This window comes from Streptomyces sp. NPDC001536 (assembly GCF_042894505.1).
Lineage (GTDB): Bacteria > Actinomycetota > Actinomycetes > Streptomycetales > Streptomycetaceae > Streptomyces.
In genome coordinates this window covers 169,677-182,317 of record NZ_JBIAVQ010000017.1, presented here as the reverse complement: position 1 = coordinate 182,317, position 12,641 = coordinate 169,677, and the positions used below count along the sequence as shown (strand labels likewise).

The window sequence follows — 12,641 nt, the reverse complement described above, 5'->3', positions numbered from 1 at the left end:
GCGGTCACCATGGCGCAAGCACGAGTGAAGGCCGGCTCCCGGCGCAGAGAGTCCATGTTCGGCGAGCGCTTCTCGGTCTTCGCCGAGTCCCTGCTCACCGGGGTGTGGATCGCCGTGGCCTGTCTCGGGGTCGTCACCTATCCCGCGGCCTTCGCCGCCGGCGCCCGGCATCTGCGGCGTCGTACGACGCACGAGGGCGGGGGCTGGCGGGAGTTCGTCGCGGACTTCCGTACGGCCCTGCGCGGCGGGTGGGTCGTCGGGCTCGCCGGGTGGGCGGTGGCCGCCGCGGTCTGGGTGGACGTCCTGGCCGCGCGGGCCGGGCTGCCCGGCGGGCCGCTCGTCGGAGCGGTCGGGATCTTCGCGCTGATCGGGGTCGCCGTCGCCCTGCTGCGGGCGGCGGCGGACTGGACGCCCGGTGACGCCTGGCGGCTGCTGCTCGCGGACGCCGGGCGGCGGACCGTGCTCGATCCCGCCGGGTCCTTCCTGATCGTCTGCGGGCTGGGCGTCGTGGCCCTGTCCGCCATGTTCATCGCACCGCTGGCGGTCCCCGTCCTCGGGGCCGTCGCTGCGGCGGCCGTGGCCGTCGAGGAGCGCTACCGGCGCCGCTGACGGGCGGCGCCCCCGCACCAGGTCGGCGCCCCGGGCGCCGTACCTCTCTCTGTCATGCCCCTGACCACCTGCACGGAAAAAGCTTCCCGCACGGAAGGAAAGGCAGGACCCCCATGTCTCCCATCCCCCGCAGGTCCATCCTCAAGGCGGCCGCCGTCGCCGGCGCCGCCGCACAGTTCAGCTGGGCCCTAGGAGCCAAGGACGCGCAGGCCGCGCCGAGAGCCGCGGAGGCCGACGGCGATCCCGTGACCCTGGACTGGCTGGAGGACGGCGGGCTGGGTGCCGCACCCGGCTCCACGCTCGGCGTCCCCTGGCCGAAGGGTGTCTACCAGGAGGACCAGACCTTCGCGCTGACGGACGCGGACGGCACGTCCGTACCCGTGCAGTCCTGGCCGATCGCCTACTGGCCGGACGGGTCCCTCAAGTGGACCGCCCACGCGGTCAGTTCGGGCAACGGCAAGCTCACCCTCGCCGCCGGCGAGGCCGCCGTACCGGACAAGAAGGTCACCGTCGACAAGAGCGGCGGCACCATCACCGTCTCCACCGGTGTCATCACCGCGAAGATCGGCAAGTCCGGTGCCACGCTGATCAAGTCGGTCACCCGCGGCTCCACCGAGATCGCCAAGAACGGCAAGCTGGTCCTGATCCGGCAGCCCGAGATCGAGGACGAGGACCAGGGCGCGGTCAAGACCGAGCGCTTCGACGGCGCCATCTCCGAGGTCACCGTCGAGCAGGACGGCCCGGTCCGCGCGGTCGTCCGCATCGACGGCAAGCACCGCAAGGGCGACCGGAGTTGGCTCCCGTTCTCCATCCGGCTGTACTTCTACGCGGGCGCCGACTCCTTCCGCATGGTGCACACCATCACCTTCGACGGCACCCAGGAGCCGGGCAAGGCCAGCGGTGACTTCATCCGCGGCATCGGCGTCCGCTTCACCGTGCCGATGCGCGACCAGTCCTACGACCGTCACATCCGCATCGGCGGCGACGGCACCGGTCTGCTGCGCGAGGCCGTCAAGGGCATCACCGGACTGCGCCGCGACCCCGGTGCGGCCGTGCAGGCGGCCCAGTACGCGGGCGAGAAGCTGCCCGACCCGTCCACCTGGGACCAGCGGGTCACCACCCGTCTCCAGTACATCCCCGAGTGGGGCGACTACACCCTCTCCCAGCTCTCCGCCGACGGCTTCACCCTGCGCAAGCGCACCAAGAAGGGCCACGGCTGGATCGGCGCCGGCGGCGGCAAGCGGGCCTCCGGCTTCGGCTACGTCGGTGGCGTCAGCGGCGGACTCTCCTTCGGTCTGCGGGACTTCTGGGAGAAGTTCCCGGCCCAGCTCGACATCCGCGACGCCCAGACCGACGAGGCCGAGGTCACCCTCTGGCTCTGGTCGCCCGAGGCCCAGCCGATGGACCTGCGCTTCTACCACGACGGCATGGGCCAGGACACCTTCGCCGAGCAACTCGAAGGCCTCAACATCACCTACGAGGACTACGAGCCGGAGTTCGGCACGCCGTACGGCATCGCCCGTACGTCGGAACTGCTGTTCTGGGCCAACGAGTCGACCCCGGCCCCGGCCAGGCTCGCCGAACAGGTCGAGGCCGTACGGGTGCTGCCGCAGCTCGCGGCGCCGCCCAAGCAGCTCATCAAGGCGAAGGTGTTCGGCCCGGGCCTGTACTCCGAGCCCGACCGCTCCACGCCCGCCAAGGCGAAGATCGAGGACCACCTCGACTTCCTCTTCACCTACTACAAGGACCAGGTGGAGCAGCGCCGTTGGTACGGCTTCTGGGACTACGGCGACATCATGCACACCTATGACACCGTCAGACACCAGTGGCGGTACGACATCGGCGGCTACGCCTGGGACAACTCCGAGCTGTCGCCGGACCTCTGGCTCTGGTTCGCGTACCTCCGCAGTGGCCGCGCCGACATCTTCCGCTTCGCCGAGGCGATGACCCGGCACACCGGCGAGGTCGACGTCTACCACCTGGGCAAGTGGGCCGGGCTCGGCACCCGGCACGGCGTCCAGCACTACGCCGACAGCGCCAAGCAGCAGCGCATCGCCAACACGACGTACCGCCGCTACTACTACTTCCTCACCGCGGACGAGCGCGTCGGCGACCTCATGCACGCCAACGTCGACTCCGACGAGACCTTCCTCGTCCTCGACCCCATCCGCAAGATCCGCACCGAGCCGTACACACCCGACCGGCACGCGCTGTCGATCGGCTTCGGCACCGACTGGAGCGGTCTCGTGTCGGCCTGGCTGACCGAGTGGGAGCGCAAGGGGCCCAAGTGGGAGAAGGCCAAGGCGCGGGTGCTGTCGACCATGGAGACGATCGGCGCCCAGCCGAACGGGTTCGTGCAGGGGAGTGGGCTGTACGACCTCGACACCGGCAAGTTCGCCATCGCCCCGGCACCGGCGGTCGGTGTCTCGCACCTCTCCGCCGTCTTCGGTCTCAACGAGTTGTGCGCCGAGCTCATCGACCTCGTCGACATCCCGAAGTTCAACGAGGCGTACTACGACTACTGCCGCTACTTCAACGCCACCAAGGCCGAGCAGGCGGCGCGGTACGGGTCCAACTTCGGCACGCTGCTGCTGTTCCAGGGGCACTCGCGGCTCGACGCGTACGCGGCCGTGCAGACCGGGGACGCGAAGCTGGCCAAGCGGGCCTGGGAGAAGTTCTACAACTCCGACGGGTACAAGGAGTCGGCGCCCTGGAAGACGGAGGAGTTGAGCGGGCCGGTGGCGTTGGTGCCGGGTAGTGAGGCGGTGTGGGTGTCGACGAACGACACCGCGTTGTACGGGCTCGCGGCGATCGAGAACCTGGCGCTTCTCGGAGACAAGATGCCTTCGTAGGGGCTGAGTCCGTGGGGAACTGCGGGACCGTCGTGGCTGGTCGCGCAGTTCCCCGCGCCCCTGGGTGGGTCAGCGCATCCTTCCCAGGATGTTCCGCACCCTTTGGACATCCCTGATGCGCTGTTCGTACGTCGCTCCCAGTGCGAGCAGGAGGAGGCCCGCCATGGCCGGGGGCACCCAGCGGGGGAGCGCGTCGGTCACCTGGACGATGTACGGGGCGAGTTCGTGCAGGGCGTCCAAGGTCAGGACCGAGCCGCCGAGCACCAGCGGGGCCTGGAGGTTGTGGCCGGCGCCCAGCAGGGTGAGGGACAGGGCGGCCAGGCCCAGCAGGAGGGGGCGGGTCCAGTTCGGGTCGGTCCAGGCCGTGGCCAGGCTCGGGAGGAGCGTGGCGGCGAGGCCGGGGGCGTACGCGGTCCAGGACGACGTCTGGGGATCGCGGCGCCTGCGCAGGAAGCCGACGACCAGCGCCGGGACGGTCACCGGGATCGTGTACGCCTCGGGCATGCCGACCTCCCAGGCCGCCAGGCGTACCCAGGTCGCCAGGACGAACAGGACGGCGGCCGCGTAGCCGACCGGGCGGCGGTCCGGGCGGATCGCCGTGCCCGCGGCGATCACCGCGCACAGGGCCAGGACCAGCGCGAGCAGCGGCAGGTCGGGCGTCGCGAGGCCGATGGCGAGCAGTCCGGCGGCCGCTCCGGTCACCTCCAGCGGAACGCGTTCGGTCACCCGCGGTGCGATCAGGGCCGCGGTCGTCGGGACCACCAGGACCAGCAGCGCGGTGTGCTGCGGCGGCCAGTCCGCGGCGGCGCCCGTCGCGCAGGCCAGCGCGGTGGCGTACGTGAGGGCGGCCGGGGCCGTGACGGACGTCAGCCGCCAGGAGACCGCCGCGAAGAACGCGGTGAGGGCGCAGAGCGTGGTGAGGGTCGCCGTCTGTGAGGCCAGCGCGGTGAAGGTGAGGTTGGCGGAGGTGGCGAGAGCGAGGAGCGTCGCCGTCGGCTGGCCGTACGGTGATGCGAGGGCGACCGCGGTCAGGGCGCCGAGCGTCAGCAGGCCGGTCGTGTAGGGGAGTTCGAGGACCGCGGGAAGCGTCAGGGCCGCCGCCCAGGTGAGCGCCAGGGCGCCGGTCAGGGCCCGGGGGCGTACGTCGGTGTTCCTGACGGCCAGGGCGAGCACCGCCGCGACGGCCACCAGGACGAGCGGAGCCGTCGCCGCGTCCGGCGGCCAGGGCACGTCCACCGTCACCGCCTCACGCATGGTCGCCGGTGCCCCGGACCATGCTCGCGAGGTCCAGGTGACCGGCCCCAGCAGCGTGATCGCCACGAGCGGCAGCGCCCACAGCACCGCGAGTCCCTGTACGGCGGCGGAGGACCAGGCCAGCCCGTCACGCACCGCCTCCGGCAGCCGGCCGGTCCGCACGGCCGCCAGCAGGGCGATCCCGCAGGCCAGATGCACCGGAACCGTCCACGCGTCCGGCACCGCGGGCCGGACCGCGCCGCCCGCGGCGGCGACCGCGAGGAGGCCCGAGGTCACGGCGAGGCCGACGGCGTGGCCCTTGCCCAGGCCGCCGCGCCAGGCCGCGCCCAGCGCGATCGCCGCCGCGAGGAGGACGAGCGCCGCCGCACGGGCGGCGGCGCTCGGACCGGAGGCCGTCCAGGACAGCCAGCCGGCCGTCAGCGCGCCCACGGAACCCAGGCCGTACGCGCCGGCGGTGGCGACGACACGTACCGACTTGAGGGTCACCCGGAGCGCGACAGCCGTGTCGAACGCCGCCGTCGCCAACAGCGCGGCCGCGATGCCGTGGGAGCCCACGGAGGACGAGACCGCCCAGAAGAGCAGCGGGAGTTGGGCCGCGGCCAGCGCGGCCGGGAAGGGCAGACGCAGCTCCGCCGCCCGCGGCAGCAGGCCGTACGCCGTCCAGAGCCCCGCCAGCAGCGCCGACGCCACCGCCGTGTAGCCCGCGCCGCCCGTGCCCGGGAAGGCGACCGCGTACAGCGCGTACGCGTCGAGCACCGTCAGCGCCAGACCCAGGCCCGCCACCGACTCGGCCGTCGACCGCAGCCCGCGCTTCACCAGGGGCAGCGGAGCCGCGAGCGCGGCCAGCGTGAGTGCGCCGAGCACCAGACCCCGGCCGGCGATCCCCATGTGTCCCCAGCTGACCAGCGTGAACACCATGGCGGCGATCGTGAGCAGGACACCGCCGAGCAGCAGGAGAAGGTTCTGCACGCCGGGCGCGCTGGTCTCGGGGCGAGGCGATGCCCCAGGGGCCGGCTGCGTCGTCGGCCGCGGCTGGAGCGCGGCGACCAGCCAGGCCCGTCGGGTCAGCAACTGGGCCCGGCGGCGGTCGAGTTGCCACAGCTCGGCGTCGAGGAGCCGCAGCTCTTCGGCCGGGGGCGGGATGTGCGTCATGTCTTGGAGTGTGGTCCGCGTCACGTCGTAGGGCATGAGTGCGCGTACTCAGAACGTACTCAGATCCGTGCGGGCAGACTCTGTGCATGGACTGGACCCATTACCGTTTCCGCACGCAGTGGGCCCTGAGCGCGGCGCCCGCCACCGTCTATGACGCCCTGGAACAGGCCGAGGACTACCCCCGCTGGTGGCCCCAGGTCCGCGAGGTGAACCGCCTCGACGACACCACCGGTGTCATCACCATCCGGGCCACTCTGCCGTACGACCTGGTCTTCACCGCGCGGGAGGTGCGGCGCGACCGGGCGGCCGGAGTGCTGGAGATCGCGATGACCGGGGACCTGGAGGGATGGGCGCGCTGGACGGTCGGCGGGGTCGGGGTGCGCAGCCTCGCCCGCTACGACCAGGTGGTCGACGTGCACAAGCCGCTCCTGAGGCGCCTCGCCGTGCCCGGACGGCCGGTGTTCCGCGCCAACCACTGGCTGATGATGCGGGCCGGACGGCGGGGTCTGGCCGCGCACTTGGAAGCGGTTTGAAGGAAGGGCGCGGAGCCCTGTATTGTTCAGTCCGTTCCCGGGCGATTAGCTCAGTGGGAGAGCGCTTCGTTCACACCGAAGAGGTCACTGGTTCGAACCCAGTATCGCCCACCGGGAGAAAGCCGGTCCGCGTCACGCGGACCGGCTTCTTTGTGTCGAGGCCCCTTGTCAGGCGGCCGCCGCGGGCAGCTCCGGACGCAGCGGCCACGCCGGGTCCACCGCCTCCGGGGCGCCGCTGCGCGCGAACCACGCCTGGAGCCCCCGCGCCTGTGCCGCATGCCACCCCGCCTGGAGCGCGTGCAGCTCGTTCGCGCTCAGCCGTTCGAGACGGGCCGCGAAACGGCGCCCCACCGCCCGTACGACATCCAGCGCGGCCAGCGCGTCCGCGCCCGCGTCGTGCGCGCCGTCCAGCGTGACCTCGTAGTGCGCGCACAGGTCCGTCAGCGTGCGACGGCCCTTGCGGTAGCGGTCCAGATGTTTGTCCAGGACTCTCGGGTCCAGCACCAGCAGCGGCGACGACTCGAACCAGCGGTCCAGCGACGAAGCCCGATGGCGGCGCAACTCCCGGTCCAGGATGGTCAGATCGAACGGCGCGTTCATGACCACCAGCGGGCGGCCCGCGGCGGCCTGTTCGGTCAGGTGCTCCGCTATCTCGTACATCACCGGCGCCGGCCAGCGGCCGTTGCGCTGCAGATGGTCGTCCGTCAGTCCATGTACCGCCGTCGCCGCCTCCGGCACCGGCACACCCGGGTTCACCAGCCAGCGGGTCACCCGCGGCCGGGTGCCCGGGGCGTCCTGGACGACGACGGCGGCCGACACGATCCGGTCGGTCTCGACGTCGACGCCCGTGGTCTCCGTGTCGAAGGCGGCCAGGGGCCCTTCGTACCAGCACGTCATTCCAACACAACCCCTCGTTCACCCACGGCAGCTGACGCACCGTCTTCTGCCTGTTTGGTGATACCCGGGCTGTTTGCGCCGTACGCCGGAAGGACACAACAGGAATACGGGTCTTTGCAGTTCAGCGACCCGCGGTGCGGATTCACCGAACGTGGAAGGCTGTTGGTCATGGCGATAGCGCAGCCCGAGCGGGGCGGGCTGCTGCCCGAGCGCACGGGCACCCTTCGCGGCACCCTCGCCACCACCGCCTGCATGGAGACGCTGCAGGTGGGCTATCTGCACGCCGTCGCGGCGGCGGCCGGCTGCTCGTTGTCGCAGCCCTTTCCGGACAACGGCATCGACTGGCACGTCAGCCACGGCTCGCCCGGGCACACCGTCGACGACGAGGTCACCATCAAGGTGCAGCTCAAGTGCACCTACCAGGTCCCGCCGAACCCCCCGGGCCGGTTCTTCTCCTTCACGCTCGACAACGACCATCTGCGCAAGCTCGCGCGCACCCCCGTCTCGGTGCACAAGATCCTCGTCGTCATGCTCGTGCCGAGATCCCAGGACGACTGGCTGCGCGCCAGCCACGACCGGCTCGACCTCAGGCACTGCTGCTACTGGCTCAACCTGGCAGGCCACCCGATCACCGGCCGGACCCGCACCACCGTGCGGATACCGACCTCACGCATCTTCGACGACCGGGCGCTGTGCGAGATCATGACGCGGGTCGGGACGGGAGGCAGACCATGACCCACCGCCCCTTGGAGGAGGCGCTGCGGCCCGTGCGACCGCACCCGGTCGACACCGCCTGGGACCGCGCCCCCGAACCCGACGAGGTCGACCCCGCGGTCCTCGGCGCCCTGCTGCACCGGCACGGCTGGCAGCGCCGCGGCGGCGCCCCCGGACGCTACGGCCGCTGGACCCCGCCCGGGGCGGGCGGCGGCGGGACGAGCCTGCTCGTACCCGAGAGCCGCGCCTTCCCCGACAGCGACGACCTGCTCGGCGAGGCGCTCGTCGCCCTCGCCCGCAGCGGCACGCCCTCCGCCCGCGAGGTCCTCGTCGGCCTCGCCGTGCCCAGCGACGAGATCCGCTGGTGGCGGGACGCCCCCACCGGACCGGGCGGCACCGCGCCCTGGACGGTGGAGGAACAACTGCGCGCCGCCGCCCGCCAGATGCTGCTGGCCGGCGCGCTCGCCACCCGCGCGCGTGCCGGGTACTACGGCGCCCGCCACCGCCGCGCCGCCGCCACCCTCATGGAGAGCGTGCTCGTCGGCACGGCGACCGGCGGTGCCCTGACCGCCTTCGTGCCCGTCGGCACCGGGCGCCCCCTCGCCGTACGCCTCCACCAGGCCCTGTACGCCGCCCGCGAGGCCATCGACTACCAGCGGGCCACCGGCGGCATGGACGCCTTCGACGGCGCCGTCGAGGCGGGCGTCAGCCGGGAGCTCACCGAGGCACTGATCGCCCTCGTGCGCGGGACCGAGGGCGCGCGCATCGCCGTCGAGTGGGCGCCCGCCGCCGGGGTGCCCGCGGGCTGTGCCGCGGGGGTCGAGCCCGTCGAGTTCTCGCCCGGCGATCTGCCCGTGCTGCGCGAGGCCGGGGCCCGCTATCTGCGCGAGGAGCCGTCCGTGCCGGTGCGGATCACCGGTGCGGTGGTGCGGATGCGCCGGTCGGGGCCGCGCGGGGACGGCAGCGTACGGCTGCGGGTGATCGCCGGCGCCGAGGTGCCGCACATCCGGCTCACCCTGGACGAGGAGGGGTACCGGATCGCGGGGCACGCACACCTCGTCGGGCTGCCGGTGCGGGTGCACGGGCGGCTGGAGAGCCGGGGCGGGTTCCGCAGGCTCACCGGGGCCTCCGGGGTCGCACCCGTGCAGGTGGACGAGGCGGAGCGGGACCGGCTGATGAAGTCCCTCCAGGAGAATCTCGACTTCTTCGAGGAGGCCTGCGGGGAGGCCCCCGGAGGGGACTGATTTCGCGGAGGAGGGTGCGGGGTCGGTACGATCCCCTATTGCGCGCGCTCACGGTACGGCGCCCGCGTCCACCTTCAGTCAGGAGAGTCCGGTGTCAGACGTCCGTGTGATCATCCAACGCGATTCCGAGCGGGAAGAGCGCACGGTGACGACGGGCACCACGGCCGCCGAGCTCTTCGCCGGCGAGCGCTCGATCATCGCCGCGCGCGTGGCCGGTGAGCTGAAGGACCTCGCGTACGTCGTCGCCGAGGGCGACGAGGTCGAGGGCGTCGAGATCTCCTCCAAGGACGGTCTCGACATCCTGCGCCACTCCACCGCGCACGTCATGGCGCAGGCCGTGCAGGAGCTCTTCCCCGAGGCCAAGCTGGGCATCGGCCCGCCGGTCAAGGACGGCTTCTACTACGACTTCGACGTCGAGAAGCCGTTCACGCCCGAGGATCTCAAGGCCATCGAGAAGAAGATGCAGGAGATCCAGAAGCGCGGTCAGCGCTTCGCCCGCCGTGTGGTGACCGACGAGGCCGCCCGCGAGGAGCTGGCCGCCGAGCCGTACAAGCTGGAGCTGATCGGCCTCAAGGGCTCGGCCTCCTCCGACGACGGCGCGGACGTCGAGGTCGGCGCCGGTGAGCTGACGATCTACGACAACCTCGACGCCAAGACCGGCGACCTGTGCTGGAAGGACCTCTGCCGCGGTCCCCACCTGCCCACCACCCGGAACATCCCGGCGTTCAAGCTGATGCGCAACGCGGCCGCCTACTGGCGCGGCAGCGAGAAGAACCCGATGCTCCAGCGCATCTACGGCACCGCCTGGCCCTCCAAGGACGAGCTGAAGGCGCACCTCGACTTCCTCGCCGAGGCCGAGAAGCGCGACCACCGCAAGCTCGGCTCCGAGCTCGACCTGTTCTCCATCCCGGAGCAGATCGGCTCCGGCCTCGCGGTCTTCCACCCCAAGGGCGGCATCATCCGCCGGGTCATGGAGGACTACTCGCGCCGCCGCCACGAGGAGGAGGGCTACGAGTTCGTCTACACCCCGCACGCGACGAAGGGGAAGCTCTTCGAGCAGTCCGGGCACCTGGACTGGTACGCCGACGGCATGTACCCGCCCATGCAGCTCGACGAGGGCGTGGACTACTACCTCAAGCCCATGAACTGCCCGATGCACAACCTGATCTTCGACGCGCGCGGCCGCTCCTACCGTGAGCTGCCGCTGCGCCTCTTCGAGTTCGGGACCGTGTACCGGTACGAGAAGTCCGGCGTCGTGCACGGCCTCACGCGTGCGCGTGGCTTCACGCAGGACGACGCGCACATCTACTGCACCCGTGAGCAGATGTCGGAGGAGCTCGACAAGACGCTCACCTTCGTCCTCGGCCTGCTGCGGGACTACGGTCTGACCGACTTCTACCTGGAGCTGTCCACCAAGGACCCGGAGAAGTTCGTCGGCACGGACGAGGTCTGGGAAGAGGCCACGGAGACGCTGCGCCAGGTCGCCGAGAAGCAGGGCCTGCCCCTGGTCCCCGACCCGGGCGGCGCCGCCTTCTACGGCCCGAAGATCTCCGTCCAGACCAAGGACGCGATCGGTCGGACCTGGCAGATGTCGACCATCCAGCTCGACTTCAACCTGCCCGAGCGCTTCGACCTGGAGTACACGGGCCCCGACGGCTCCAAGCAGCGTCCGGTCATGATCCACCGCGCGCTGTTCGGCTCCATCGAGCGGTTCTTCGCCGTGCTTCTGGAGCACTACGCGGGCGCGTTCCCGGCGTGGCTGGCCCCGGTGCAGGCGCTCGGCATCCCGATCGGCGACGGGCACGTCGAGTACCTGGAGAAGTTCGCCGCCGAGGCGAAGAAGCAGGGGCTGCGGGTCGAGGTGGACTCCTCCTCGGACCGTATGCAGAAGAAGATCCGCAACGCCCAGAAGCAGAAGGTGCCCTTCATGGTCATCGCGGGCGACGAGGACATGGCGGGCGGCTCGGTCTCCTTCCGCTACCGCGACGGCTCGCAGGAGAACGGCATCCCGTTCGACGAGGCCATCGCGAAGATCGCGAAGGTCGTCGAGGAGCGCGCGCAGGTCTGATCCGCCAGGCGTGAGGGGCCCTCGGGAGGTTCAGCCTCCCGGGGGCCTCTCGTCGTCCTCCCGCGAGAACACCTGGAGCAGCCAGGACGCGAACGTGCCGGTCACCGCGCCCAGCAGCGCCAGCCCGATGGCCATGATCCCGACCGCGATCAGGCGTCCCCTGGGCGTGACAGGGACGACGTCGCCGTAGCCGACTGTCGAGAGGGTGGCGCAGGTCCACCACACGGCGTCCCCGAAGGTGCGCATGGTCGCCCCGGAGGCTCCGCGTTCCTGCTGGTAGACGGCAAGAGCGCCCGTGAAGCCGAGCAGGAGCGTCGACAGACCGGAGTACACGATCACGCGTGCGTGCAGGGCGAGCCGGGGCCGGCCGTGGCGCCGCTGGACGGCCTCGTAGGCCTTCACCACCCGCAGGGGGCGCAGAAGAGGCAGCGCCAGCACGAGCGTGTCCAGCAAGTGCGTCCGTACGAAGCGCAGCCGCTGTCCGCTGAGCCGCCAGCGCACGGCGTAGTCGGCGGCGAACAGCGCCCACGCGGCCAGCGTCGCCGCGAGGCACAGGTCCCGCCAACCGTCCGGCAGATCGTGCGCCAGGACCTGGATCGCGTACGAGGCGAGAAACACCAGTGAGGCCACGGCGAGGGGGACCTCGGTGCGCCGCTCCCAGCGGGCCTTGGGGCTGTCGTCGTCCACTGCCCCAGCTTGGCCCCGGGGGGTTTCGCCGCAACCCCGCCGACACGCCGCGAACGGGCGAAGCCATATGCTTCCCTGCATGACGAGTGAGCCGGAGCAGCAGTGGGGAGTGGGGACCCAGGACGCGTTCCAGCGTCTGTGGACGCCCCACCGGATGGCCTACATCCAGGGCGAGAACAAGCCGACCGGCCCGGGTGCCGACGACGGATGTCCCTTCTGCTCCATTCCGGCCAAGTCCGACGAGGACGGTCTGATCGTCCGGCGCGGTGAGCAGGTGTACGCGGTGCTGAATCTGTATCCGTACAACGGCGGCCATCTGATGGTCGTGCCCTACCGTCACGTCGCCGACTACACGGACCTCACCGAGCCGGAGACCATCGAGCTGGCCGCCCTGACCAAGCAGGCGATGACCGCGCTGCGCACCGCGTCCGGCGCCCACGGCTTCAACATCGGCATGAACCAGGGCACGGTGGCCGGTGCCGGTATCGCCGCCCACCTCCACCAGCACATCGTCCCGCGCTGGGGCGGCGACACGAACTTCATGCCGGTCGTGGGCCACACGAGGGTGCTGCCGCAGCTGCTGGCGGACACCCGGAAGATGCTGGCGGACGCCTGGCCCGTTTGAGCGGGC

Annotated in this window: 10 protein-coding genes and 1 tRNA gene; 8 read left to right on the top strand and 3 right to left on the bottom strand. The window is 71.5% G+C overall.

What is annotated here, in order from left to right:
- Positions 1-9: 9 nt before the first annotated feature.
- Together ACFY0U_RS37325 and ACFY0U_RS37320 are read left to right on the top strand one after the other, a co-directional pair.
- Entirely contained in the window at positions 10-609 is a 600-nt protein-coding gene (locus ACFY0U_RS37325) for a hypothetical protein (protein ID WP_388643575.1), read from the top strand.
- A 113-nt stretch (positions 610-722) separates the two neighbouring features.
- Positions 723-3,461, top strand: coding sequence for a Tat pathway signal sequence domain protein (locus ACFY0U_RS37320; RefSeq protein WP_388643572.1), 2,739 nt, complete (start codon positions 723-725; stop codon positions 3,459-3,461).
- Between the two features lie 69 nt (positions 3,462-3,530).
- Here ACFY0U_RS37320 and ACFY0U_RS37315 read toward each other — a convergent pair whose 3' ends face one another.
- Positions 3,531-5,867 (bottom strand): SCO7613 C-terminal domain-containing membrane protein, encoded by a 2,337-nt coding sequence (locus tag ACFY0U_RS37315; RefSeq protein WP_388643570.1) that lies wholly within the window; start codon positions 5,865-5,867, stop codon positions 3,531-3,533.
- An 86-nt stretch (positions 5,868-5,953) separates the two neighbouring features.
- On the opposite strand from ACFY0U_RS37315, the gene ACFY0U_RS37310 reads away from it, so the two are divergent.
- Together ACFY0U_RS37310 and ACFY0U_RS37305 are read left to right on the top strand one after the other, a co-directional pair.
- Positions 5,954-6,400 (top strand): SRPBCC family protein, encoded by a 447-nt coding sequence (locus ACFY0U_RS37310; protein WP_388643567.1) that lies wholly within the window; start codon positions 5,954-5,956, stop codon positions 6,398-6,400.
- 39 nt (positions 6,401-6,439) lie between these two features.
- Positions 6,440-6,511: transfer RNA gene (locus ACFY0U_RS37305), tRNA-Val, on the top strand.
- A gap of 57 nt (positions 6,512-6,568) precedes the next feature.
- Here ACFY0U_RS37305 and ACFY0U_RS37300 read toward each other — a convergent pair.
- Positions 6,569-7,297 carry a 3'-5' exonuclease gene (locus ACFY0U_RS37300; protein ID WP_388643564.1) on the bottom strand — a complete coding sequence of 243 codons (729 nt, stop codon included), beginning with the start codon at positions 7,295-7,297 and terminating at the stop codon, positions 6,569-6,571.
- Between the two features lie 168 nt (positions 7,298-7,465).
- Here ACFY0U_RS37300 and ACFY0U_RS37295 point away from each other — a divergent pair, with 168 nt between their 5' ends.
- The 3 genes from ACFY0U_RS37295 (at position 7,466) to thrS (ending at position 11,323) form a co-directional block, all read left to right on the top strand.
- Positions 7,466-8,032, top strand: coding sequence for a DUF4365 domain-containing protein (locus ACFY0U_RS37295; RefSeq protein WP_388643562.1), 567 nt, complete (start codon positions 7,466-7,468; stop codon positions 8,030-8,032).
- Entirely contained in the window at positions 8,029-9,255 is a 1,227-nt protein-coding gene (locus ACFY0U_RS37290; protein ID WP_388643559.1) for a hypothetical protein, read from the top strand. Before ACFY0U_RS37295 ends, ACFY0U_RS37290 begins: the two co-directional genes overlap by 4 nt.
- A 91-nt stretch (positions 9,256-9,346) precedes the next feature.
- Positions 9,347-11,323: a threonine--tRNA ligase gene (gene thrS / locus ACFY0U_RS37285; protein ID WP_388643556.1), complete on the top strand. Its 1,977-nt coding sequence runs from the start codon at positions 9,347-9,349 to the stop codon at positions 11,321-11,323.
- A gap of 30 nt (positions 11,324-11,353) precedes the next feature.
- Here the strand turns inward: thrS and ACFY0U_RS37280 are convergent, their stop codons facing one another.
- Positions 11,354-12,010, bottom strand: a complete 657-nt coding sequence (locus tag ACFY0U_RS37280) for a potassium channel family protein (RefSeq protein ID WP_388643553.1) — start codon at positions 12,008-12,010, stop codon at positions 11,354-11,356.
- Positions 12,011-12,077: 67 nt separating this feature from the next.
- Between ACFY0U_RS37280 and ACFY0U_RS37275 the strand changes: the two genes are divergently transcribed.
- Positions 12,078-12,635, top strand: a complete 558-nt coding sequence (locus ACFY0U_RS37275; RefSeq protein WP_388643550.1) for an HIT family protein — start codon at positions 12,078-12,080, stop codon at positions 12,633-12,635.
- Positions 12,636-12,641: the final 6 nt, after the last annotated feature.